This window comes from Acinetobacter sp. RUH 2624 (assembly GCF_000162375.2).
In the GTDB taxonomy this organism is placed as follows: Bacteria; Pseudomonadota; Gammaproteobacteria; order Pseudomonadales; family Moraxellaceae; genus Acinetobacter; species Acinetobacter nosocomialis.
The window spans coordinates 262,283-283,499 of the sequence record NZ_KI391940.1; the positions used below are offsets into that span (position 1 = coordinate 262,283).

The following is a 21,217-nucleotide window of genomic DNA, read 5'->3' on the forward strand; positions in this document are numbered from 1 at the left end:
AATCATGCAAATGTTTTTAAATTTCCTCTTGTGTTAGTTGAATAACTTGCTAAAATACGCGACATCAAAACGATACGGGTCGTTAGCTCAGTTGGTAGAGCAGCGGACTTTTAATCCGTTGGTCCCGCGTTCGAGTCGCGGACGACCCACCACTTATCTGTTTTGAACCTATTTGGGTCGTTAGCTCAGTTGGTAGAGCAGCGGACTTTTAATCCGTTGGTCCCGCGTTCGAGTCGCGGACGACCCACCAAATTCTAAAAAGCCTCTCACAATTTGAGAGGCTTTTTTTATTGTTATCTTATTTTCTTTTTATGACTAAAAGATGACGATACATTTTCGATTTAAAACCTCTCCCACCCAATTCATAAAAACTTCTAATCGTTTCGGAATATAAGTCCTGTTGGGATACAAAATATTAAGTGGAAGTGACGGTGCACTATAAGCACTCAGGACCTCAACCAAGATTCCCTGCTCAATTTTATCTTGAACATCATAGTAAGGAACTTGAATAATCCCTAAACCTGCACAGGCCGCAGCACTATAAGCTTCCGTATTATTTACACTTAAAGCACTATCCATCATCACGCTTCCTCCTTGATATACAAACTCACCCTGCTTTTCACCTACGGCTCCTACATAGTTAATGAGTTTGTGCTGAGATAGATCTTCTAATTGTTCAGGCATACCGTACTGTTCTAAATAGCCTCTACTTGCACAATTCACCATGACCAAATGGCCAATAAATCTTGCAATTAAACTACTGCTATCTAGCTCACCTACCCGAACAACACAGTCAATTCCTTTTTCAATTAAGTCAGTCATGTCATCAGAACTATTAAGCTGCAAATGTATATCTGGATAGCGATGATAAAAATCTGACAGTTCAGGAATAATTACTTGATGCACAATCCGACTGGGCATCGAAATTTTTAATGTGCCTCGGTAATGCTGCTTTTGGGTCTGAATGAGTTGTTCTAATTGTTCATAGTCCAATAAAAGATTTTGGCATTCTGGCAATATTCGCTGTCCATCTTGCGTAAGACTGACTTTACGTGTAGTTCGATGAAATAAGCGTACGCCATAGTGAGTCTCAAGCTGTTGAATAGCACTCGTTACTGTTGAGCGCGGTAAATCGAGTCGATGTGCAACCTCACTAAAGCTTTGTCGTTTAGCGACTTCTGTAAAAATAAAAAATTGCTGCAAACGATCCATTTAATTGTTCGTATTTTCTGAATAGTTAAACCAAACTAGCACAATTGATCAAAAATTACCGCCAATCTAGACTAAAAATACATTAAAACAAGTCATCATAGGAACAATCATCATGACAACTCATAGCCTCAAAGATAAAGTTGTATTGATTACTGGCGGTGCTAAAAACCTTGGCGGACTCATTAGTCGAAAATTTGCAGAACAAGGAGCAAAACTCGCAATTCACTATAACAGTTCAGAAACTCAAGCAGATGCCGAGCAAACACTCGCAGACGTAAAAGCCTTGGGTGCAGATGCAATTCTAATTCAGGCAGATCTAACAGATATCGATAACATCGAGAAGCTATTCTTAGACACTAAGCAGCATTTTGGTGGAATAGATATTGCGATTAATACAGTTGGAAAGGTCTTGAAGAAGTCATTTTTAGAAACGACAGAACAAGAGTTTGATAGCATGAGCGATATCAACTCAAAAATTGCCTATTTCTTTATTCAATCGGCAGGTCGACATTTAAATAACGGCGGAAAAATCTGTTCAATCGTGACTTCTCTTCTTGCAGCCTATACTGGACTCTATTCAACCTATGAAGGTTTAAAAGCACCTGTTGAGCATTACACCCGCGCTGCATCGAAAGAATTTGGTGACCGCCAGATTTCTGTAACTGCTGTTGCACCAGGCCCAATGGACACACCATTCTTTTATGGCCAAGAGTCTGCTGAAGCAGTCGCTTATCATAAATCAGCTTCAGCTTTAGGTGGACTTACTAAAATTGAAGATATTGAGCCTCTCGTTCGCTTTTTAGTCACTGATGGTTGGTGGATTACGGGCCAGACGATTTTCGCAAATGGCGGTTATACTACCCGCTAAAATTAAAAAAGCCGCATCTCATCGTGCGGCTTTTTCTTTAGGACTATTTAATTATAAAAACTCTTCGAGTACCGAATTTAAGAAAATATGCCCTTGCTCTGTACAGGCTAAACGAGTGCTGTCCTCTACCAGAAGTTTCCTTGCCCGTAATGAAGTAAGCACATCATTTAAATCATCTAAACTTAAGCCTGTACGCTGTTTATATAAATCGGCTTTTACCCCATTATTTAAGCGTAAAGTATTCATCATAAATTCAAAAGGTAGTTCATCTGCTTCAATCTTTTTCATTTGCAAATGTTCTGCTGGAACTTTAGCTAAATAGTCTTTCGGCAAACGAGTCTTTTGGAAACGATAGACGCCATCTGACTGTGTTACTTTGCCATGTGCACCTGCACCAATTGCAAGATAATCACCAAACTCCCAATAATTTAAATTATGAGCTGAAGGCTGCTCTTTACGCCAAGCTGACACTTCATAATTGATAAAGCCATTTGCTTTTAGATATGCTTCGCCTTGCTCTTGAATATCTTCTAACACTTCATCTTGAGGTAGAACAGGCTGCGTTCGGAAAAACACGGTATTTGGCTCAATAGTAAGTTGATACCAACTGATATGTGTAGCACCATGCTCTACAGCCATCTTTAAATCATAAAGTGCTTGTTCGAGTGTTTGTTCAGGCAGCCCATGCATTAAATCGACATTAACTCGCTTAAAGCCTGCTTGTCTTGCTTGCTCTATTGCATCCATAGCATTGTTTGCTGAATGAATACGTCCAAGCTTTTGCAAGTGATCTGTATTAAAAGTCTGTACACCAATCGACAACCGGTTAATACCCGCCTCTAAATAGCCTGCAAACGGGTCATGTTCTAGTGTTCCCGGATTAGCTTCTAAAGTAATTTCACAGTTATCTTCAAATTTAAGTAATAACTTAAGCTGCTCAAACAGCCATGCATAACCTTTAGCAGAAATAAGTGAAGGTGTTCCCCCACCAATAAATACACTGTGAATTGAACGCCCTTGGGCCATCTCAACTTGAGTTTCAAAGTCGGCCACTAAGGCTTTTAAATAGATTTGCTCGAGTTCTGACGAAAGCGCACCATCAGGCACCGCATGCGAGTTAAAGTCACAATATGGACATTTACGCACGCACCAAGGCATGTGGATATATAAAGATAACGGAACAGAAGCAGGGTTTAATACAGCCAAGGAACAGGGTCCAATTTACACAATATTTCTATTTTAACATGACTGCATCAATGGGCTTATGAAAACATACCTTAATTGCTTTAGACTGTTTTTAAACATACTTAAATATTGATAAAAATGATGAAATTCTCTAGTCAACTTTTCCTGATCTTACCCTTAGCTATGGGAATCGGTATTGCCATGGCTTTTCAGACTGCAATCAATGCTCAGCTTCGTGAGCAATTACACTCACCATTACAAGCGGCATTGTTATCATTTTTCATAGGCACAATTGTCTTGGCCATTATGGTGTTCTTCCAAAGTGCTGAAAAACCCTCTTTAAGTGAAATATCTAATATTCCTTGGCTTCTTTGGACCGGAGGATTCCTTGGGGTTTATGCAATTAGCATGAGCATTTATACTGCACCTAAGCTTGGTTTTTTAACCTTTACAGGGTTAGTCGTTTTTGGACAATTGGTCATTTCTATGTTACTTGATCATTTTGGCTGGTTAGGTACCGAAAAGACACCTGTTACATGGCAACGGTTTCTTGGTGGAGTGGTCATCTTTGTTGGTGTGTTACTCACCTTGCAGCGCTAGTTTCATTTTTATATTTATAAAGAGTACCTTTTGTGTCGAATGTCACGTCGTTTCGGGCTGAATTAAAACAACTCTTCCATTTAATGTTACCTATTTTAATTACGCAGTTTGCTCAAGCAGGGTTCGGGTTAATTGATACCATTATGGCTGGGCATTTATCTGCCGCAGACTTAGCCGCTATTGCGGTAGGTGTAGGTTTATGGGTTCCCATTATGCTTCTGTTTAGTGGAATCATGATTGCCACTACGCCGTTAGTTGCAGAGGCAAAAGGCGCGAGAAATACAGAACAAATTCCTGTGATTGTTCGTCAGTCATTATGGGTTGCCATCATTTTAGGTGTAATGGCTATGCTCATTTTGCAGCTTATGCCTTTTTTCTTACACGTATTCGGTGTTCCAGAAAGCTTAAGACCTAAAGCAAGTTTATTCTTGCATGCTATTGGTTTAGGTATGCCTGCTGTAACTATGTACGCAGCGCTACGTGGCTATTCAGAAGCTTTAGGCCACCCACGTCCTGTAACCGCGATTAGCTTATTGGCCTTAGTGGTTTTAATCCCGCTTAACATGATTTTTATGCATGGCTTAGGACCAATTCCAGCGTTAGGTAGTGCAGGCTGTGGCTTTGCAACCTCCATTTTACAATGGCTCATGCTGATCACTTTAGCAGGCTATATCTATAAAGCTTCTGCTTATCGAAATACTTCTATTTTTAGTAGATTTGACAAAATTAACCTGACTTGGGTTAAAAGAATTTTAAAGCTTGGCTTGCCAATTGGTTTAGCAGTGTTCTTTGAAGTGAGTATTTTTAGTACAGGTGCATTAGTCCTTAGCCCATTAGGTGAAGTGTTTATTGCTGCACATCAAGTGGCTATTTCAGTTACTTCTGTGTTGTTTATGATTCCGCTATCACTTGCAATTGCCTTAACCATTCGCGTGGGGACATATTATGGTGAAAAGAACTGGGCTTCCATGTACCAAGTACAAAAGATTGGTCTAAGCACAGCAGTATTTTTTGCTCTATTGACTATGTCTTTTATTGCTCTAGGCCGTGAACAAATTGTCTCGGTTTATACTCAAGATATAGACGTTGTACCTGTTGCCATGTATTTACTCTGGTTTGCAATGGGCTATCAGTTGATGGATGCTCTACAAGTCAGCGCTGCCGGCTGTTTAAGAGGCATGCAAGACACACAAGCACCGATGTGGATTACCCTAATGGCTTATTGGGTGATCGCTTTCCCAATCGGGCTTTATTTGGCACGTTATACCCATTGGGGCGTAGCTGGCGTATGGCTTGGTTTAATTATTGGTTTAAGTATCGCCTGTGTTTTACTGCTCTCAAGGCTTTACCTAAATACAAAGCGCCTAAGTCAAACCTAATAAAAAAGCCGATGAAATATCGGCTTTTTTATTTTATGCAGACTTTGCCCGCGGGCTTGCTCCAATTTGCCAGACAAAAGGTAAATCCGTACGGTTTACTTCCCAATCTCCAATCACTTTTTCTTTATAAATAAGCGGATTATGTGAAGACACAGTACGCGCATTACGCCAGAAACGGTCCAGTTGTTTCGCTTGGCTACTTGCTGATGCACCTAATGCATTAAATAACTGACTTGTTAAATCAAGCACTAAATTGGAAATCACGACCTGCCCTTGTGCCGACTCAAGCTCGGCATCTACATTAAACTGATGCTCTTTCACTTCAGACTCGGCAAAATGGCTTTCATAAGCCTTTTGTAATGCCTCGGCCGTTTTCAAGGTGATTGCTTCACTTGCATAAGCTTGAGCTGAGGCCTTACCGACCACTTGTAAAACTTGTGGGTCGTGACGAACCAAGTCACCATTACCATGACTAAAAATACGTGTGCGTTCACGAATTTCCTGACTGAACGTCTCGACTGCAGCGCGCGCAATACCTGTTAATGTTGCAAGATGCACCACCTGATAAAAAGCGGTTTGATACTTAAAACGTTGATCAAATGGAATGAGGTTTGAAGCTGGCAAATGAACTTGATGTACTTTTAAAGTACCACTGCCGGTTGTCTTTTGACCAAAGCCATCCCAATCATCAAGCACACTTACACCTGTTTCATGACGGTAAATAGCAGCAATCACATGACGGTCATTTACCTCATCGTAAGCAAATAAATCAATCCAGTCTGCAAAGATACTACCGGTTGAATAGTACTTTTCGCCATTTACCACCAAGTTACCCGAAGCGTCTTTGGTGACACGTGTAACGACATCACCAATCTGTACGTTTCCAACTTCTGTCCATGCATTTCCGACTAAATCGCCTTGTATAAAACGCTGAAACCAGACCTCTTGTGAGTGCTCTTTATGAGCAACCAAACGGTCTTCAACAAATGCAAAATGACCACGTAAGGCTTGTACAATATTGGAATCAGCTTCTGCTAACTCTGCTAAAAGCTGGAACAGTTGAGGTAATGAAACCCCATCTCCACCATATCTACGGGGTACTCGTACAGCACCCAACTTAGCTTCTTTTAACCACTGAATCGGTTCAAAAGGTAAGATTCGCTCTTTTTCCCGTTGAATTGCACCTTGCGCAATTTTCTCAAAAATAGGACGAAATCTGTTTGCAACCTTTTCATAATCCGCGCCTACCGATAGTTCTTCTAATTCAATTTGAGCTGTTGTCATCGTTATTCTCCTAATTTTGTTTTTTCTTCAATTTAACTCCATGCATGACGAGGTGGTTGAACTCCATTGAGGTAGTAGTTACCGACAATGTGATATTTCCAACGCACAGGGTCATGCAAGGTGTGGGTACGGGCATTGCGCCAGTGACGGTCAAGGTTGAGTTCAGATAAAGTAGAACGCGTACCCGATAGTTCAAAAAGTTTATTGGCAGCTAAAATAGCAATTTCTGTGGTGAGTACTTTAGCCTCGGCAACCAGTAGTGTGGCTTGGTTTACATGCTCTTCGGTGGTGTCAGCAATGGCCTGATCAATTGCATCTCCGGCCAAGTCCAGCACCGCTTCTGCTGCACGCAGTTTAATTTTTAGGTCACCAATATTTGCAATGGTGTAAGGGTCATCACTGGCTTTTTCCAAACCTGAATCAATCCATGCACGGCTGTGATTTTTGACGTATTGAATCGTTTCTTCAATTGCACCACGCGCAATACCTGCATCGACTGCAGCCTGAATAAACTGAGAAATAGCACCTGCTGGTGTTGGGCGTTCAAATGCTTGGTAAATCGGAACTAGATATTCTTCACGTACTGGCACCTGATTCAGCTCTACCGTACCGCTAGCCGTGGTACGTTGTCCAAAACCAGACCAATCATTAATAATATTGACCCCAGATGTTTCACGTGGCACAAGTGCAGCATAAGGTTGCCCCTGTTCATTTACAGCAACAATTGGAATCCAGTGGGCAAGCAAAGCACCCGTTGCAAAGAATTTTTTGCCATTAATTTCATAGCCATGTTCGGTCTTTTCAAGTTTAGTTGTGAGCTCCGCGACTGTCTTACTGTGTTTTTCCGAAAATGCATTGCCAAAACGAATTCCTCTTAGCACCAAATTAAAGAAGAACTGTTGCTGTTCAGGTTTCGCATCTAGTCTTAAATGTTCAATAAAAGCCAAGTGATTTTGAGGCAACTGAGCAAGAGAAGGATCGACACTTGCAATTGTTTTGATCACTTCTGCTAAAGTTCGATACTTGACTTGTGCGCCACCAAATTGCTTAGGTACTGTAATGGCCCATAGGCCGCTTTGTGAGAACTGCTGAATTTCATTTAAGGGTAAACGGCGCTCTCTATCACGATCTGATGCTTCTTGGGCAAACTCTTGAGCAAGTTGCTTGGCAATCTCAATTGCTTCTTCATCAGAACGAATAATATGTGCATCTTTCGACTGCTCGAATACAGATAAAGGAACCGCTTGAGAGCGCCCATAGGACGAATTTAGACTGGTCATAACTTTTATTGTCTCTATTTCTTATTTAACATGTCCTTCACCTTAGCACTAAAAAAACAGCGACTTTATAGATATTAAAGCTTTGTTTATGAAATGAATTTTGAAAAGCTTTTCACATTTTTTACTTTAAAAATAACGTTTTGTTTTTCGAAAATTTTCTTACATGCGATAAACAATTTCATATAGGCTTTTTAAGTTTTGTCACCTATGATCAAAACTAGACAATATTATATTGTAGTCAACGAGGTATCGAAGATATGGCAAAGAATGCAAGTTCACCTGGCAAACGATTTATGAAACTTGCAGGAATGACCGCGAGCATTGCAACAAAAACCGTTTCTAACTCGATTCGAAACCTGACTGCGGATGAAGAACAGAAACTGGCTGCAAAAACTAAATTGTTTCAAGATATCGGTCTACAGATTGCAGACACCTTAGGCGAAATGAAAGGTGCTGTCATGAAAGTTGGGCAAATTGCATCGCAATATAAAGATATCTTCCCACCAGAGGTTGCTAAAGCAATATCAAAACTACAACGCCAAGCTCCAGCCATGCCTTTTGCAGCAATTCAACAACAAGTTGAACGTGAGCTTGGAAAACCGCTCAACGCTGCCTTTAAATCTTTTGATGAACAGCCTTTTGCTGCTGCATCGATTGGACAAGTTCACAAAGCAGTTTTGCCAAATGGTGAACAAGTTGTGGTTAAGGTTCAATATCCCGGTGTTGATGAAGCCTGTGAAAGCGACTTAAAACAAGTACGTTTAGCACTACGTTTAATGGGTGTACTTAAGATTGATAAAAAGCTGCAAGATCAGCTTTTTGCAGAGATTCAAGATAGTCTATCAGCAGAGCTTAACTATGAAATCGAAGCTCAAAATCTTGAAGTCTTTAAAACTTTTCATAGTAAATTAGACGACAAAATTATTATCCCGACTGTTTATAAAGATTACTCTTCAAGACGTATTTTAACTTTAAGCCTTGAACAAGGTGACAGCATTGAAACTGCTAGTTCTTGGCCTATTGAAATTCGAAACACAATTGGCCGTCGTCTAATCCGCGCTTTAGGTCAAGAAATATTCTTTTTAAAACGTTTCCACTGTGACCCTCACCCAGGTAACTTTGCCTTCCGCCAAGATGGTAGTGTGATTATTTATGACTATGGCAGTGTTAAAACACTTTCCAATGAAATTGTGTATAGTTTCAAACGACTGGTGAATGCAGCTCGCCATGAAGATATTGATCTTATTGAAACCGAATTACTTGCTCTGCACTCTTTGACCGAAAAAGGTAAATTCCCGAGCGATCTTTATAAACTCTGGATTGAAGTATTATTGCGTCCGCTTACCACAACCTATGATTTTGCAGAGAATTCATCCCATCATGATGGCATGTTACTCGTGAAAAAGTCTTTAAAATATTGGGATGTCTTTAAACCTTCACCAGATACATTAATGGTTAATAGAACCATTTCAGGACACTACTGGAACCTCATTCATTTAAAAGTACATGACAACCTGAATGATTTATTTGAAGAACTTGTTCCGCCTTCTAACTAATTCAATGAACTGATCAATGTAACCTTTCGGAGGTTACATTGACTTATTTATTGTTATGTTATAACATTTCTTTAATCAAAAATAAATTTAGGACAATCTCTCATGCGTAAAGATATTCATCCTGCTTATCAACAAGTGTTATTTCATGACACCAATGCAGACGTGTACTTTTTAATTGGTAGTACCATTCAAACTAAACAAACTAAGGAATATCAAGGACAAGTCTATCCTTATGTGACTCTTGATATTTCAAGTGCTTCACATCCGTTCTATACAGGTGAAGTACGTCAAGCAAGTAATGAAGGCCGTGTTGCAAGCTTTAACAAACGCTTCGCTCGCTTCAATCGTAAGAGTTAATCTTACGTTAAGTTTTGACCAATACACTAAAATCATTGGAAGCCTAAGACTCATCTCCTCCACTTAGGCTTCTTTTTTTTATGTACATTTTTTCAATGATTTTCTAAGGTGTGTATAAACCAAAACTTATCCACAATTTGGCTAAAACGCTTCTGATTTTTCTCAACAATCCATCATTTTTTATAGCTCTCAAGCTTTCAAAACGTGTATTCAATGCTATGCTTAAGCCCCATTTGATAGGAAGTTTAAGATTATGGCACAAGAGTTACTTGCCCAATTACAAGCAGGCACAGCAAAATTTTCAGATGTTTTAGCTCATATTGAAGCACGTTACCAACATACTCCAACAGCTTTTCAAAATGGCGCACAGCATAACGCTGCAACTGAAAATCAAGGCAGTGCGAAAGTTTTCTCTTTTGCCAAGTTACAAGGTTTAGATCAAGCACAAACTTTAAGTTTATTTGCAGAGCACTATGCATCTGTGTTGGCTACCCCAGAGGGAACTGACCATCAAAATATTCGTCAGTTTATGCAAAATGGTTGGGATGGTGTGAAGTTTGAAGGTCAGGCTTTAACTGAAAAGTAATTAAGTATTTGTGAATATATGACGGAGTCTTACCGTTTATTCTCAAATGAAAGTAGCTAATTCTGTTACTTTGGTTTTGCCCAAAGTAACCAAAGGCATTTGTCATCAACAGAACCTGTTTCCCGTTTGCACTTATCCAATATTTTGCAAAAACAATATATAGCTGATTTCAGTCAGGCTGTTGATGACTTTAACGCGTATCAAATCCTAAAATAAATCAGATGTTTTTAATTCATCATTTACTATCGTGACAAGCGGCATGGATGCCGCTGTTTTGCTGTGCTACATGGATGTAGTATCAGCGAAACAAAAGATTTTTGCTTACTTTTGATCTCTCAAAAGTAAGGTATGCCTATACAAATGGTCTTGGAGAATATCGTAAAACAGAGGCCGTGCAGTATATATCGCTCCTTAAACATCGGAATATCAGTTGCCTGCTACCCAATAATAAGTCGCCAACCCCAAACACGTAAAAATTAACGACCCAAGTAAATGAATAGAAATAGCCAACATCGCCATTCCCCACTTACCACTTTGCAATAAGGTGACGATCTCAATTGAGAAAGTTGAGAATGTAGTTAAAGCACCACAAAAACCGGTAATCACAAAAAGTTTATAGTTCGGACTCAAATCACTATGAGCAAAATAAGCCATCGCAAAACCAATAATAAAACCACCGACCAAATTAACAGTAACAGTACCCAACGGAATTTGCGGATAAATCGGGTTCAGTTTTAAACCTAAAAACCAACGCAACCACGCCCCTAGAACCGAGCCTAAAGCAATTGAAAGTAAAGGATAATACATAGAACCACCCCTTTAGTGAGATGCTAAAAGAGCAAAAAATAATGAAGGAAAATATGACATGGCGTACTCCAAAAATAAGCAGAGTACGCAATAACCTACGTACCCAGCGATATAAATACATGAGGGTAACGTAGGCATCATTAGCCAATACGGCGGTTTTTCAAGGGAGGAATGCCATCTCCCTGTTTTAAGTATATTAAATTATCTAAAAGTTGATTAAAACATACTTTTTAAATCATGGACGTTCATCGTATTGCGGTAAATCGTCACAAATGCTTTCCCACTCTGCTTTTGAAGCAGCAAAAATATGCATTGTCGGCTTTTGGTCTAATGGTGTATCTAGTGTCCCAATTCTTAAACGATACAGTTCAGGTTGGGCATCACGCGAGCTAATAAGCGGTGAACCACATTCACTACAAAACCAACGGTACACACCGTTCACAGCAAATTTTTTGACGAGGTCTTTACCTTGTGTAATTTTAAAATCTGCACTGTTGACAGGAGCATTCGTTGCAAATGCTGTTCCATTGGCTTTCCGACAGCGTTGGCAGTGGCACTGAATAATATCTCCGATACCGCCTTTAATTTCATAGCGGATACCCTGACATAAACAACTTCCTTGATAAACTGGTGATGTCTGAGACATGTTCTCATAAATCCTATTATTATTGATCGCTCAAAAATAACACTTTTCACATATCAAACATAGCACCAAATTCGCTATTATTTTTCTAAGAATGAATGCACACCTTCACCAGCTGCTCGGCCCGTAGCAAAACATGCTGTAAGCAAATATCCGCCTGTAGGAGCATCCCAATCCAGCATTTCGCCACAGCAAAAAACACCTGAGGTTTGTTTCAGTTCTAGACTTTCAGTTAATGCACCTTGCTTGATACCACCAGCACAACTAATTGCTTCTTCAATCGGTCTAAAACCATCTAACTTAATTTGAAGTGCTTTAATTTGCTGAGCCATAGCCTCTGGTTGGCTCCATAGCGATTTATCAACCACTTCTCTAATTAAGTTAATTTTGGCCGTGTCTAAGCCTGCTTTACGCCAGATATTAGTAAGCGATTGTTTTTTGCTAGCCTGTAACTTTTTAACTAACTGTGTAAGCTCTACATCAGGCAATAAGTCTAAAAATAGATTTAAGCCTTTTCCTTGTTTTTGTTGTTCTCTTAAGGCGCGTCCAAGTTTATAAATGACACCACTTTCTAAACCGTAGTGAGTAATCACAATATCACCATGAGTGACTTGGTTAGGTTCAACCCACGCATTGATACGCTTTAAAGGTTCCCCAAAACAACTTTCCATAAAAGCTGACCAAGTGTGCAATACCCCTGCGTTACTCGCTTGAAAAGGCTCGATACTGGATTGATCCATCCATTTTTGCCAAGCACCATCACTACCCAATTGAGACCAAGACACCGCCCCGCATGCTAATACGACTGCATCGTATTGTTGGGTAAAAGTTTCAGTGCTTTGATTATTTTGGTTTTCTAAAGTCACTGTTGTACCTTGCAAATTAATACAACGATGACGATAAAAGAATTTAACTTGCTGTTCTGCTAAACGTTTTAACCAAGCACGAAGTAAAGGAGCCGCTTTCATTTCAACAGGGAAAATACGACCGGAACTACCTACATACGAGTCTATTCCCAGACTTTTCATCCAGTTCTGAATCCAGACTGCATCCCATTTTTCAACCCACGGCTTGAGCCATTCTGCATGATCATAACGTTCAATGAACTGGGCTAATGGTTCAGCATGCGAAATATTTAAGCCCGTTTTGCCTGCCATCAAAAACTTACGCGCAGCCGAAGGTTTTTGCTCAAACACATCAATTTCATAAGCATACTGACTCAGTACCTCAGCTGCCATTAAACCAGCCGGACCCGCACCAATAATGGCAATCCGCTTATTCGCCATGTGTTTGCCCTTGCATTGGCGTAAACTCATCAAATCGAGTTTTATAACCTTCCGGCTTGGTCATAATAAGCTGCTGACAAAGCTCACCACGCTCTAAATATTTAATTTCAAAATGAGTGCGTGCAGAGGTTTGCGCAATTTTTTCTTTTTGGTAAGGCAGCTTCCACACATTTAATAACTGTTGTTCAGCTTCTTCAATATATTCAGGAATATTACTTGCTAAAGTAATAGTTCCACCTGTTTTCAGGCGTGATAATAAAAACTCAAAAAATGGCATGTTCAACCAGCGTTGTGCTGGATTATGAGGTTCTGGGTTGGGATAGAGAATAAAAAAATGTTCAACTTGAGCAGGGTGTAATGCATGTACCACCCACGGCAAAGCATCTGCATGTACAGGTACCAAGTTGTCTCTTGGTTCCAAACCATGCTGCTTTTGCATGGCTAAGAATTTTTCTCTAGTTCGTTCAATTGCATATAACGTGTGCTGAGGATTTTGCCCACTAAATAGCAGAGCATGTTTACCTTTGCCTGCCCCAATTTCTACACAAATTGGAGTATTTTCAATTGGGGTAAAATCACGAGGCGCTTGCATACGTTGTGCTTGAAATTGACGAATCTGCATAATCACATCAAACTAAATAAAAATCGGCACAAGTCTAACAAGTCACCTGACTTTTGCCTAATCTATTTCTCTTCACTTTGAGGATATCGCTTTATGCCACGTACATTCCCCTGCCCACGTTGTGGTGAACCAAGTGTTTGGGAAGGCAATGAATTTCGTCCGTTTTGTTCTGAACGTTGTAAACTCATTGATTTAGGCGCTTGGGCAAACGATGAATATAGACTGCCTACCCAAGATGCTCCTCAGCAAGACAAGGGTAGTCAGCATGAAGATGATTATGAGGATTAACCCGCTTTACCCGCGACAAAAGGGTTAAATTGTTTTTCATAGCCAATGGTACTCATTGGACCATGACCCGAAATAAACTGGGTTTGATCTGGCAAGCTAAAGCATTCACGTTGAATCGACTCAATGAGTTGCTCATGGTTACCACGTGGAAAGTCTGTTCTTCCTATTGAGCCTTTAAACAGGACATCGCCAGTCCAGAGTAAACCATGATTCTTATTATAGAACATGACGTGACCTGGTGTATGTCCTGGTGCAAAACGCACTTCAAACTCATCTTCACCGAGTTTTAGCACTTCACCGCCTTCAAGCCATTGATCAACTTTTACTGGCTGTGGAATTGGAAAACCATAACGTGCTGAAACTTCCTGAATCATATCTAGCCAGAACTGATCTTCTTTATGCGGACCAACAACAGGAACACTCCATTCTTGTGCGAGCTCACCCACCGCCCCTGCGTGATCTAAATGCCCATGAGTGAGCCATAGTGCCTTTACTTTTAAACCTAAAGCTTCTACTTCTTTCTTCAAAACAGCAGCGTCACCGCCTGCATCAATCAAAACTGCTTCTTTTGTTTCACTGTCCCAAACTAAAGAACAATTTTGAGCAAAAGCAGTAACTGGAACAATTTTGACTTGCAGCATAAGAACCTCTGGCTAAAACGCAATTAACGGTGGGCTAAGGTATGGGTAAGGGCATCAAGATTAGCCTGAACTAAACCTGCAAGCAAATCAATATGAGCCTGATCACTATTTAAAGCAGGAATGTAAGCGTAGCTTCCGCCACCTGCCTCTTGAAACAACTCAGCGTTTTGTATAGCGAGCTCTTCAAGTGTTTCTAAACAGTCAGCAGAGAAAGCGGGACTTAAAACCTGAACAGACTTAACGCCTTGCTTCGCCCAATCTTGTAAAAGCTGGTCAGTATAAGGTTTCACCCATTCTTGTTTTCCAAACCGTGATTGGAAACTAATAGCCCATTCATCATCTTTTAAATGCAAAGCTTCAGCGACTAACTTTGCAGTAATACGACAACGATCTGCATAAGGATCTCCTTTATCTGCATAAGGCTGCGGAATACCATGAAAAGACATCAATAGTTTTTCAGGCTTACCATGCTGTGCTTGATAAGCTAAAACACTTTCTGCCAGTGCTTGAATAAACATTGGGTGCTGGTAGTAGTCTTTAATAATGGTCAAGCCTGGCAAATTTCGCTGAGTAGGAATCCACTTAGCAAATGCGTCATATAACGGTGCTGTCGATGTGGCAGAATACTGAGGAAATAAAGGCAATAAAATGACATGCTCTTGTGGATGAGCTGCCAACTTTTCTAAAACTGCATCAATACCCGGATTACCATAAGTCATGGCGGGCAACACAGTTAAGTCAAACTGTTTATTTTCACGCTCTAAATAAGCCTGCACACGTTGAGTTTGCTCAAATACAATTTCACGCATGGGCGAATCGGTAGACCATACCGAAGCATAAGCATGCGCTACTCTTTTTGGGCGAAAAGGCAAAACAAACAGATTTAAGATAATCCACCAGATGAATTTTGGTATTTCAATCACACGTGAATCAGATAAAAACTGCTTTAAAAAACGGCGCACCGCTGGGACAGTTGCCTCATCCGGTGTGCCTAAATTCGCTAAAATGACAGTAACTTTCGGTTTTTGTTCAAACGACATGCGCAAATGCCTTTCAGTTCATCTTATGACACTAATGTAACAGTTTTCATGGTCATATCTAAATTGAATTGCTCTAAGCTTTTAATCGAGTCACCCGATGGTTCCATTTATAACTGAGCAAGAGCTTTTGCGCTTTTGTCGTTACCTTCCATAAACTATGCTGCTGATCAATCTTGGTTGGAACAATCCACCCCTGTGATTGCATCTGATTTTTAATACGGAATAGTGCCTTGTGATTAATCTGTGCGCCAGCCACCGCATGTGCTCTTGGCAACTCCTGACGGGCATCCTCTAGTCCCGCATGATTGAGATATTCATTGAGACAAGTTCCAAAGTTCTCTTCTGGCATGGCTGTCTCAAAATGTTTAGCTAATATACTTAAGAGCTGTGACCAAGTCATTTGTCTCTGACGCTTAAGCTCTCTAAAGTTGCCATCTTGAAAAGCTTGAATGTGATATTCAAACGCAAAAACATCATGTGGAGCCACTTCATTGGTTTGAGTTGATGACTCTACTAACTGTTGCTCTAATTGTGAAATTTTACTTTTTAATCGATTAATTTCATCTTCTAATTGATGTGCTTGGTGTGCAGGTACCCAGCCTTGCCCCACTTGCTGTTCAACTATTAGAGGCATATTTAAACGGACCGCTAACTCTAAGTCACGAGGGCTTTTAAAGTAAAATATGTGGTGAGCTTCATGTAATAGTTTTTTTCTAAATGCGAGAAATTTTTCTTTAAGCTGTGGATGAGTCTCTTGTAAATGCATCTCACGGCTTTCAGGCTGTTCATGCATAAATACCACAATAGGTTTAGCTCGACTTAAAGCGTATTCATACTCTAGAGCAAAGTAACTAGCACCAGAAATAGATTGTTCACCATACTGGCTACCTAGCAACAAAACAACATAATCCGATTCATCAATTTGCCGACGGGCAAGTGTTGTAGTTAAAGGACTTCTATACTCTAAACCCCAAGCAAAAAAACCCATACTGACTAAAGTTTGAGAGAGAACCATACGTTCAGGTTGCATCTCGCGACCTGACGTTGAAATAAAAATCTGATAGCGTGTATCGAGCATAACAATACCCTTATCGCCCCATAATCTTAATATGGCCCAAATAAGCCAAGATTATGAACCGCCCCAAATAAGAAAAATAAATATAAAAAAACGCTTTCTTCTGAATGCCTACAACAGAGCTCAACTCAGATTGTGTAGCGTCCATGTCAATTCTTGTGGAATCATATTCTGTAAAACAGGTTGCAATGCTTCAGCATTATTACCACTTACATAACATTCAATACGTGCAACATTCTGACGTATTTGGTCACATAATAACTCATTTTTTATTAAAATACGGGCTGTTTGTCGGGCAACTGCTAATCCCGAATCAACCAGTGTGAATTGGTTATCAAAAAGATGATGAATTGCTTCATTTAAGAACGGATAATGTGTACAACCGAGCACTAAATAGTCAGCCCCTTGATCGGCTGCAGGCTGTAAAACCTCTTTTAATGCATTCAAACAAACAGGACTCATTTGCTGGCCTGCTTCGACACAAGGAACAAGCTCCAGATTGGTTAAAGTCATGACTTTAACACCCGCTGGAACAGCAAATTTTTCAACGACATCTTTAATAAGTTGCCCACGAAAAGTAGCAGGCGTTGCCAATACTGCAACTACTTTAGAACGGGTTTGTAATACGGCAGGTTTTAATGCCGGTACTAAACCAACAATGGGAAAGTGCTCGCCATAATGTTCACGTAAATGGTCAAGACTAAATGCTGAGGCAGTATTACATGCCACGACTGCAATTTTACAACCTTGGCGGTATAACCAGTCGACAGCGCGAGCGGTAAGCTCTCTAATTTCTTCATCAGAACGAGGGCCATAAGGAACATAGGCTGTATCGGCATAATACACAATATGTTCGTTTGGCAAATATCTGGCAATTTCTGCTGCAACTGACATACCTCCAATACCTGAATCAAAAATACCAATTGGGGCATCTGCTGATGCTTTAGGCATAGATTCTAATTCGGTAAATAAAGGCTGTATGGCTGTCATGGCAGTACTAGAGAGTGTCGGAAAATTTCACTCTATAAAGCTTAAACCTCAAGTGCCTAATTGCAAGTGCAAATTACCACTTTTTAACTGCAAAATGGTTTCGCCTTTATCATTTTCGACCAATGTTCCGTAGTTCACGAGATGATAAAAAGCCTGACGTTGAATAAGCGCATTAATACCAAATCGGACATGCACGTATGGGCGTAATTCTCCTGCATATTCGCGCATAAAAATCGGGTGTTCTGCATCAACTAAAATCACATCTTGATTGGTGGTAGTCAGTTGCAAAAACTGATCACCTAAAATTTCAACCTGATCGACTTGATTGACCAATAAAGGTTCATCTTCAACTTCGATTTCAATTTGTTCTACAGGGGTTTTCAGGTAGAATTTACCCTCTTCTTTCCATAGGACTTTGGTAAACAAATCCAATAGAGCTTGGCGCTTGATTAATTGACCTTCGTGCCACCATTCTCCATTGGCTTTAACCGTTAAATCCATTTTACCGCAATGCTTTGGATGCCATTGCTCTAAAGGTGGGATTGACCTTTTGTGACTTTGCTGTACACCTTTTAAGTATTGTGCAATGTTCATTAAGTTTTTATCATCAGATAACGGTATTTTTCCCATATCCGATGGGGAATTATTTTGATTTACCATAGTTTATGCCTTGCTGACGAGAAAATATGACGACTCAGCCAATTGGCTAGATCATGGTTTAAAACTATACTAGCCAAAACGATAAAAGGCACAATAGCATATTTGCGCCTATGGATTAAAACTCACGGCAGCACCGGATGATCTGACATTACGGTTGCCACCTTTAAGTATTGAGGAGTCCTACATGGAACACATCGAACGCGAATCGATGGAGTTTGACGTTGTCATCGTAGGTGCAGGACCTGCAGGTCTATCTGCTGCGATTAAGATCCGTCAATTAGCGATTGAGAATAACTTACCCGATCTTTCAGTTTGTGTAGTTGAAAAAGGCTCTGAAGTAGGTGCGCATATCTTATCTGGTGCTGTACTTGAACCGCGTGCTATTAATGAACTTTTCCCAAACTGGAAAGAAGAAGGTGCGCCTCTTAACGTGCCTGTAACTGAAGACAAAACTTTCTTCTTGCTTTCAGAAACTACGTCTAAAGAAGCACCTCACTGGATGGTTCCAAAAACCATGCACAATGACGGTAACTATGTTATCTCGCTAGGTAACGTTGTTCGCTGGTTAGGTCAAAAAGCTGAAGAATTAGAAGTTTCTATTTTCCCTGGTTTTGCTGCATCTGAAGTGCTTTACCATGAAGACGGTACTGTAAAAGGTATTCAAACTGGTGACATGGGTATTGGTAAAGATGGCGAACCAACGCATAACTTTACTCCGGGTTATGAGCTTCACGCTAAATACACCCTCTTTGCCGAAGGTTGCCGTGGTCACTTAGGTAAACGCCTGATTGCAAAATACAATCTTGATAAAGATGCTGACCCTCAGCACTACGGTATCGGGATTAAAGAACTTTGGGAAATTGACCCAGCAAAACATAAGCCGGGCTTAGTCATGCACGGCGCTGGTTGGCCATTATCTGAAACTGGTTCGTCTGGTGGTTGGTGGTTATATCACGCTGAAAACAACCAAGTGACTTTGGGTATGATTGTGGACTTGTCTTATGAAAATCCACACATGTATCCATTTATGGAAATGCAGCGCTGGAAAACTCATCCACTCATTAAACAATACTTAGAAGGTGGTAAACGTATTTCTTACGGCGCACGTGCTGTAGTGAAAGGCGGCTTCAACTCATTGCCTAAATTAACTTTCCCAGGTGGTTGCTTAATTGGTGATGACGCAGGTTTCTTAAACTTTGCAAAAATCAAAGGCTCACACACTGCCATGAAATCAGGTATGTTATGTGGTGAAGCTGTATTTGAAGCAATTGCTGCCGGAGTTGAAAAAGGTGGTGATCTTGCGGTTGCTCGTGTAACCGAAGGCGAAGATTTATTCGTTAAAGAATTAACTTCATACACTGACAAATTTAACAACAGCTGGTTAAAAGAAGAGCTTTATAACTCTCGTAACTTTGGCCCTGCAATGCATAAATTTGGTCAATGGATTGGTGGTGCATTTAACTTTATCGACCAAAACGTCTTTAAAGTGCCATTCACTTTACACGACTTGAAGCAAGACTTTGCTGTATTGAAAACTGTTGATGCAACTAGCTTTAAGCCAAACTATCCAAAACCAGATGGCAAGCTTACATTTGACCGTTTATCTTCGGTGTTTATCTCAAACACTGTACATGAAGAAAACCAGCCAGCTCACTTGAAGCTTACTGATCCTTCAATTCCAGTGAACGTAAACTTACCAAAATGGGATGAGCCTGCACAGCGCTACTGTCCTGCTGGTGTTTATGAAATCATGGAAAATGATGATGGTTCTAAACGCTTCCAGATTAACGCAGCAAACTGTGTTCACTGTAAGACTTGTGACATTAAAGACCCATCTCAAAACATCACATGGGTAACGCCTGAAGGCGGCGGTGGTCCGAATTACCCTAATATGTAATAAAAAAGCCCCGAATAATCGGGGCTTTTTTATTAGTATCCACTTATTGAAAAGGCGGTATTTTTGATACTTTTAGATTAAAATTCTTTTTATAGAAAATAAATGTGCCTAATAAAAATAAGCTAAGAAAACCAAAATTCCGTGCTAGATCAATATACCAAGCTGATTTTCCAAACAATAAATCAATCATTAGCATAAATCCCATGAATCCTGTATGTAAGATGAGGCTATTATTAATTTTTGATTCTGGAGCAAAAGATGTATTTCTATAACCTAATATAATTGAACCGAGAATTATAAAAGTGAATAAAATTATTGTAGCCATAGTCTCAGTTAACCAAGAAACTTTTATACTTAACAAACCAGCAAGACATGCGAACCAAAGGAAAATAAATAAGCTTCGTTTTAGAAAATAATCTTTCATTTTTATATGCCATTTATATACTTAATTTTATAGATTATATAACGATTCTTATTTGTAAAAAATTATCATTTTAAAATAATTTAAATGTTTAATGGCTCCCAACACTATTCATTAGAAGCCTTATTTATTCTATTAACCCTTTTTCACCAGATAATGAAATTCTTTATGACCATTTTCATCTAAGCGTTCTTCTTGTAAAAGCAACTCGTGACCTAAATGCATACAAAATTTAGGAATATCCCACGAAGTCGAATTGTCTGTTGCGAAGACCTCAACCACATCTCCAGACTTAGATTTACGAATGGCTTGATGCAACATCATGACAGGTTCCGGACAACGTAAACCACGCGTATTGAGTTGTACAGTAGGTGAAATAGGTTGTTCTGACATAACAAACTCGAACAAATAGAATTTTCACATTTTAGCATAAACCGATCACTGACTTATGAACTGTAACTGGTGTTTACATAACAATATGTGTTTTGTCTTTTACTTTGTTTTATAGATGCATAAGGGCCTTTTCTTCGGTATGATCAA

Annotated in this window: 23 protein-coding genes, 2 tRNA genes, 1 pseudogene and 1 riboswitch; of the genes and pseudogenes, 10 read left to right on the plus strand and 16 right to left on the minus strand. The window is 39.9% G+C overall.

Annotated elements, in window-relative coordinates:
• The first annotated feature begins 76 nt into the window (after nucleotides 1–76).
• Nucleotides 77–152: transfer RNA gene (locus HMPREF0014_RS23275), tRNA-Lys, on the plus strand.
• 22 nt (nucleotides 153–174) lie between these two features.
• Nucleotides 175–250 (plus strand) — tRNA-Lys (locus HMPREF0014_RS23280).
• Between the two features lie 65 nt (nucleotides 251–315).
• Here the strand turns inward: HMPREF0014_RS23280 and HMPREF0014_RS23285 are convergent.
• Nucleotides 316–1,212 (minus strand): LysR family transcriptional regulator, encoded by an 897-nt coding sequence (locus HMPREF0014_RS23285; protein WP_006580490.1) that lies wholly within the window; start codon nucleotides 1,210–1,212, stop codon nucleotides 316–318.
• A 112-nt stretch (nucleotides 1,213–1,324) separates the two neighbouring features.
• On the opposite strand from HMPREF0014_RS23285, the gene HMPREF0014_RS23290 reads away from it, so the two are divergent.
• A complete protein-coding gene (locus HMPREF0014_RS23290) occupies nucleotides 1,325–2,080 on the plus strand; it encodes an SDR family oxidoreductase (RefSeq protein WP_002053353.1) in 756 nt (251 codons plus the stop codon).
• Between the two features lie 51 nt (nucleotides 2,081–2,131).
• Here the strand turns inward: HMPREF0014_RS23290 and hemW are convergent, their stop codons facing one another.
• Nucleotides 2,132–3,286: a radical SAM family heme chaperone HemW gene (hemW, locus tag HMPREF0014_RS23295; RefSeq protein ID WP_006580491.1), complete on the minus strand. Its 1,155-nt coding sequence runs from the start codon at nucleotides 3,284–3,286 to the stop codon at nucleotides 2,132–2,134.
• A 117-nt stretch (nucleotides 3,287–3,403) separates the two neighbouring features.
• On the opposite strand from hemW, the gene HMPREF0014_RS23300 reads away from it, so the two are divergent.
• Together HMPREF0014_RS23300 and abeM are read left to right on the plus strand one after the other, a co-directional pair.
• A complete protein-coding gene (locus tag HMPREF0014_RS23300; protein ID WP_006580492.1) occupies nucleotides 3,404–3,865 on the plus strand; it encodes a DMT family transporter in 462 nt (153 codons plus the stop codon).
• A 32-nt stretch (nucleotides 3,866–3,897) separates the two neighbouring features.
• Complete coding sequence (gene abeM / locus HMPREF0014_RS23305) at nucleotides 3,898–5,244, plus strand: multidrug efflux MATE transporter AbeM (RefSeq protein WP_004710751.1); 1,347 nt, start codon at nucleotides 3,898–3,900, stop codon at nucleotides 5,242–5,244.
• Between the two features lie 33 nt (nucleotides 5,245–5,277).
• Here the strand turns inward: abeM and HMPREF0014_RS23310 are convergent, their stop codons facing one another.
• Together HMPREF0014_RS23310 and HMPREF0014_RS23315 are read right to left on the minus strand one after the other, a co-directional pair.
• Nucleotides 5,278–6,528, minus strand: a complete 1,251-nt coding sequence (locus HMPREF0014_RS23310; protein ID WP_006580493.1) for an acyl-CoA dehydrogenase family protein — start codon at nucleotides 6,526–6,528, stop codon at nucleotides 5,278–5,280.
• A 32-nt stretch (nucleotides 6,529–6,560) separates the two neighbouring features.
• Nucleotides 6,561–7,808, minus strand: coding sequence for an SfnB family sulfur acquisition oxidoreductase (locus HMPREF0014_RS23315; RefSeq protein ID WP_004883462.1), 1,248 nt, complete (start codon nucleotides 7,806–7,808; stop codon nucleotides 6,561–6,563).
• A gap of 257 nt (nucleotides 7,809–8,065) precedes the next feature.
• Here HMPREF0014_RS23315 and HMPREF0014_RS23320 point away from each other — a divergent pair, with 257 nt between their 5' ends.
• From HMPREF0014_RS23320 to HMPREF0014_RS23330, 3 genes are all read left to right on the plus strand, one after another.
• Nucleotides 8,066–9,364, plus strand: a complete 1,299-nt coding sequence (locus tag HMPREF0014_RS23320) for an AarF/ABC1/UbiB kinase family protein (protein WP_006580494.1) — start codon at nucleotides 8,066–8,068, stop codon at nucleotides 9,362–9,364.
• Between the two features lie 102 nt (nucleotides 9,365–9,466).
• On the plus strand, nucleotides 9,467–9,721 hold the full coding sequence (locus HMPREF0014_RS23325; RefSeq protein ID WP_001224256.1) for a type B 50S ribosomal protein L31: 255 nt from the start codon (nucleotides 9,467–9,469) through the stop codon (nucleotides 9,719–9,721).
• Nucleotides 9,722–9,974: 253 nt separating this feature from the next.
• Nucleotides 9,975–10,307, plus strand: a complete 333-nt coding sequence (locus HMPREF0014_RS23330; protein ID WP_002114866.1) for a HopJ type III effector protein — start codon at nucleotides 9,975–9,977, stop codon at nucleotides 10,305–10,307.
• A gap of 132 nt (nucleotides 10,308–10,439) precedes the next feature.
• Here the strand turns inward: HMPREF0014_RS23330 and HMPREF0014_RS25715 are convergent.
• The 5 genes and pseudogenes from HMPREF0014_RS25715 to HMPREF0014_RS23350 form a co-directional block, all read right to left on the minus strand.
• A pseudogene (locus HMPREF0014_RS25715) lies at nucleotides 10,440–10,568 on the minus strand (hypothetical protein).
• Between the two features lie 165 nt (nucleotides 10,569–10,733).
• Nucleotides 10,734–11,114, minus strand: a complete 381-nt coding sequence (crcB, locus tag HMPREF0014_RS23335) for a fluoride efflux transporter CrcB (RefSeq protein WP_006580495.1) — start codon at nucleotides 11,112–11,114, stop codon at nucleotides 10,734–10,736.
• A 124-nt stretch (nucleotides 11,115–11,238) separates the two neighbouring features.
• Nucleotides 11,239–11,305, minus strand: a riboswitch (Fluoride riboswitch).
• A 44-nt stretch (nucleotides 11,306–11,349) separates the two neighbouring features.
• Complete coding sequence (locus HMPREF0014_RS23340) at nucleotides 11,350–11,760, minus strand: GFA family protein (protein WP_006580496.1); 411 nt, start codon at nucleotides 11,758–11,760, stop codon at nucleotides 11,350–11,352.
• Nucleotides 11,761–11,837: 77 nt separating this feature from the next.
• Nucleotides 11,838–13,043 (minus strand): TIGR03862 family flavoprotein, encoded by a 1,206-nt coding sequence (locus HMPREF0014_RS23345; RefSeq protein WP_020992386.1) that lies wholly within the window; start codon nucleotides 13,041–13,043, stop codon nucleotides 11,838–11,840.
• Nucleotides 13,033–13,671 (minus strand): SAM-dependent methyltransferase, encoded by a 639-nt coding sequence (locus HMPREF0014_RS23350; RefSeq protein WP_006580498.1) that lies wholly within the window; start codon nucleotides 13,669–13,671, stop codon nucleotides 13,033–13,035. Before HMPREF0014_RS23350 ends, HMPREF0014_RS23345 begins: the two co-directional genes overlap by 11 nt.
• Before the next feature lie 87 nt (nucleotides 13,672–13,758).
• Between HMPREF0014_RS23350 and HMPREF0014_RS23355 the strand changes: the two genes are divergently transcribed.
• Nucleotides 13,759–13,953 (plus strand): DNA gyrase inhibitor YacG, encoded by a 195-nt coding sequence (locus tag HMPREF0014_RS23355; RefSeq protein ID WP_001138289.1) that lies wholly within the window; start codon nucleotides 13,759–13,761, stop codon nucleotides 13,951–13,953.
• Here the strand turns inward: HMPREF0014_RS23355 and HMPREF0014_RS23360 are convergent.
• The 5 genes from HMPREF0014_RS23360 to HMPREF0014_RS23380 form a co-directional block, all read right to left on the minus strand.
• Nucleotides 13,950–14,594, minus strand: a complete 645-nt coding sequence (locus HMPREF0014_RS23360; protein ID WP_006580499.1) for an MBL fold metallo-hydrolase — start codon at nucleotides 14,592–14,594, stop codon at nucleotides 13,950–13,952. The genes HMPREF0014_RS23355 and HMPREF0014_RS23360 overlap by 4 nt on opposite strands.
• Before the next feature lie 23 nt (nucleotides 14,595–14,617).
• Nucleotides 14,618–15,634, minus strand: coding sequence for a ferrochelatase (gene hemH, locus HMPREF0014_RS23365; protein WP_004883476.1), 1,017 nt, complete (start codon nucleotides 15,632–15,634; stop codon nucleotides 14,618–14,620).
• A 73-nt stretch (nucleotides 15,635–15,707) separates the two neighbouring features.
• Nucleotides 15,708–16,712, minus strand: coding sequence for a DUF4062 domain-containing protein (locus HMPREF0014_RS23370; RefSeq protein ID WP_006580500.1), 1,005 nt, complete (start codon nucleotides 16,710–16,712; stop codon nucleotides 15,708–15,710).
• A gap of 120 nt (nucleotides 16,713–16,832) precedes the next feature.
• Nucleotides 16,833–17,699 (minus strand): glutamate racemase, encoded by an 867-nt coding sequence (murI, locus tag HMPREF0014_RS23375; RefSeq protein ID WP_000125351.1) that lies wholly within the window; start codon nucleotides 17,697–17,699, stop codon nucleotides 16,833–16,835.
• 48 nt (nucleotides 17,700–17,747) lie between these two features.
• Nucleotides 17,748–18,359 carry a DUF1285 domain-containing protein gene (locus HMPREF0014_RS23380; RefSeq protein WP_006580501.1) on the minus strand — a complete coding sequence of 204 codons (612 nt, stop codon included), beginning with the start codon at nucleotides 18,357–18,359 and terminating at the stop codon, nucleotides 17,748–17,750.
• A gap of 184 nt (nucleotides 18,360–18,543) precedes the next feature.
• On the opposite strand from HMPREF0014_RS23380, the gene HMPREF0014_RS23385 reads away from it, so the two are divergent.
• Nucleotides 18,544–20,256, plus strand: coding sequence for an electron transfer flavoprotein-ubiquinone oxidoreductase (locus HMPREF0014_RS23385; protein WP_006580502.1), 1,713 nt, complete (start codon nucleotides 18,544–18,546; stop codon nucleotides 20,254–20,256).
• A gap of 43 nt (nucleotides 20,257–20,299) precedes the next feature.
• Here HMPREF0014_RS23385 and HMPREF0014_RS26175 read toward each other — a convergent pair whose 3' ends face one another.
• Both HMPREF0014_RS26175 and tusA read right to left on the minus strand, forming a co-directional pair.
• The gene (locus HMPREF0014_RS26175; RefSeq protein WP_004710769.1) at nucleotides 20,300–20,680 is read right to left on the minus strand and encodes a hypothetical protein; all 381 of its coding nucleotides are present in this window, start codon (nucleotides 20,678–20,680) and stop codon (nucleotides 20,300–20,302) included.
• A 132-nt stretch (nucleotides 20,681–20,812) separates the two neighbouring features.
• On the minus strand, nucleotides 20,813–21,070 hold the full coding sequence (tusA, locus tag HMPREF0014_RS23395) for a sulfurtransferase TusA (RefSeq protein ID WP_002053527.1): 258 nt from the start codon (nucleotides 21,068–21,070) through the stop codon (nucleotides 20,813–20,815).
• Nucleotides 21,071–21,217: the final 147 nt, after the last annotated feature.

Excerpts from the sequence above, each read along its gene's own strand:
- HMPREF0014_RS23285 (WP_006580490.1), bottom strand. The coding sequence starts at position 1,212 with ATGGATCGTTTGCAGCAATTTTTTATTTTTACAGAAGTCGCTAAACGA.
- HMPREF0014_RS23290 (WP_002053353.1), top strand. The coding sequence starts at position 1,325 with ATGACAACTCATAGCCTCAAAGATAAAGTTGTATTGATTACTGGCGGT.
- HMPREF0014_RS23300 (WP_006580492.1), top strand. The coding sequence starts at position 3,404 with ATGATGAAATTCTCTAGTCAACTTTTCCTGATCTTACCCTTAGCTATG.
- HMPREF0014_RS23310 (WP_006580493.1), bottom strand. The coding sequence starts at position 6,528 with ATGACAACAGCTCAAATTGAATTAGAAGAACTATCGGTAGGCGCGGAT.
- HMPREF0014_RS23315 (WP_004883462.1), bottom strand. The coding sequence starts at position 7,808 with ATGACCAGTCTAAATTCGTCCTATGGGCGCTCTCAAGCGGTTCCTTTA.
- HMPREF0014_RS23320 (WP_006580494.1), top strand. The coding sequence starts at position 8,066 with ATGGCAAAGAATGCAAGTTCACCTGGCAAACGATTTATGAAACTTGCA.
- HMPREF0014_RS23325 (WP_001224256.1), top strand. The coding sequence starts at position 9,467 with ATGCGTAAAGATATTCATCCTGCTTATCAACAAGTGTTATTTCATGAC.
- HMPREF0014_RS23330 (WP_002114866.1), top strand. The coding sequence starts at position 9,975 with ATGGCACAAGAGTTACTTGCCCAATTACAAGCAGGCACAGCAAAATTT.
- crcB (WP_006580495.1), bottom strand. The coding sequence starts at position 11,114 with ATGTATTATCCTTTACTTTCAATTGCTTTAGGCTCGGTTCTAGGGGCG.
- HMPREF0014_RS23340 (WP_006580496.1), bottom strand. The coding sequence starts at position 11,760 with ATGTCTCAGACATCACCAGTTTATCAAGGAAGTTGTTTATGTCAGGGT.
- HMPREF0014_RS23345 (WP_020992386.1), bottom strand. The coding sequence starts at position 13,043 with ATGGCGAATAAGCGGATTGCCATTATTGGTGCGGGTCCGGCTGGTTTA.
- HMPREF0014_RS23355 (WP_001138289.1), top strand. The coding sequence starts at position 13,759 with ATGCCACGTACATTCCCCTGCCCACGTTGTGGTGAACCAAGTGTTTGG.
- HMPREF0014_RS23360 (WP_006580499.1), bottom strand. The coding sequence starts at position 14,594 with ATGCTGCAAGTCAAAATTGTTCCAGTTACTGCTTTTGCTCAAAATTGT.
- hemH (WP_004883476.1), bottom strand. The coding sequence starts at position 15,634 with ATGTCGTTTGAACAAAAACCGAAAGTTACTGTCATTTTAGCGAATTTA.
- HMPREF0014_RS23370 (WP_006580500.1), bottom strand. The coding sequence starts at position 16,712 with ATGCTCGATACACGCTATCAGATTTTTATTTCAACGTCAGGTCGCGAG.
- murI (WP_000125351.1), bottom strand. The coding sequence starts at position 17,699 with ATGACAGCCATACAGCCTTTATTTACCGAATTAGAATCTATGCCTAAA.
- HMPREF0014_RS23380 (WP_006580501.1), bottom strand. The coding sequence starts at position 18,359 with ATGGTAAATCAAAATAATTCCCCATCGGATATGGGAAAAATACCGTTA.
- HMPREF0014_RS23385 (WP_006580502.1), top strand. The coding sequence starts at position 18,544 with ATGGAACACATCGAACGCGAATCGATGGAGTTTGACGTTGTCATCGTA.
- HMPREF0014_RS26175 (WP_004710769.1), bottom strand. The coding sequence starts at position 20,680 with ATGAAAGATTATTTTCTAAAACGAAGCTTATTTATTTTCCTTTGGTTC.
- tusA (WP_002053527.1), bottom strand. The coding sequence starts at position 21,070 with ATGTCAGAACAACCTATTTCACCTACTGTACAACTCAATACGCGTGGT.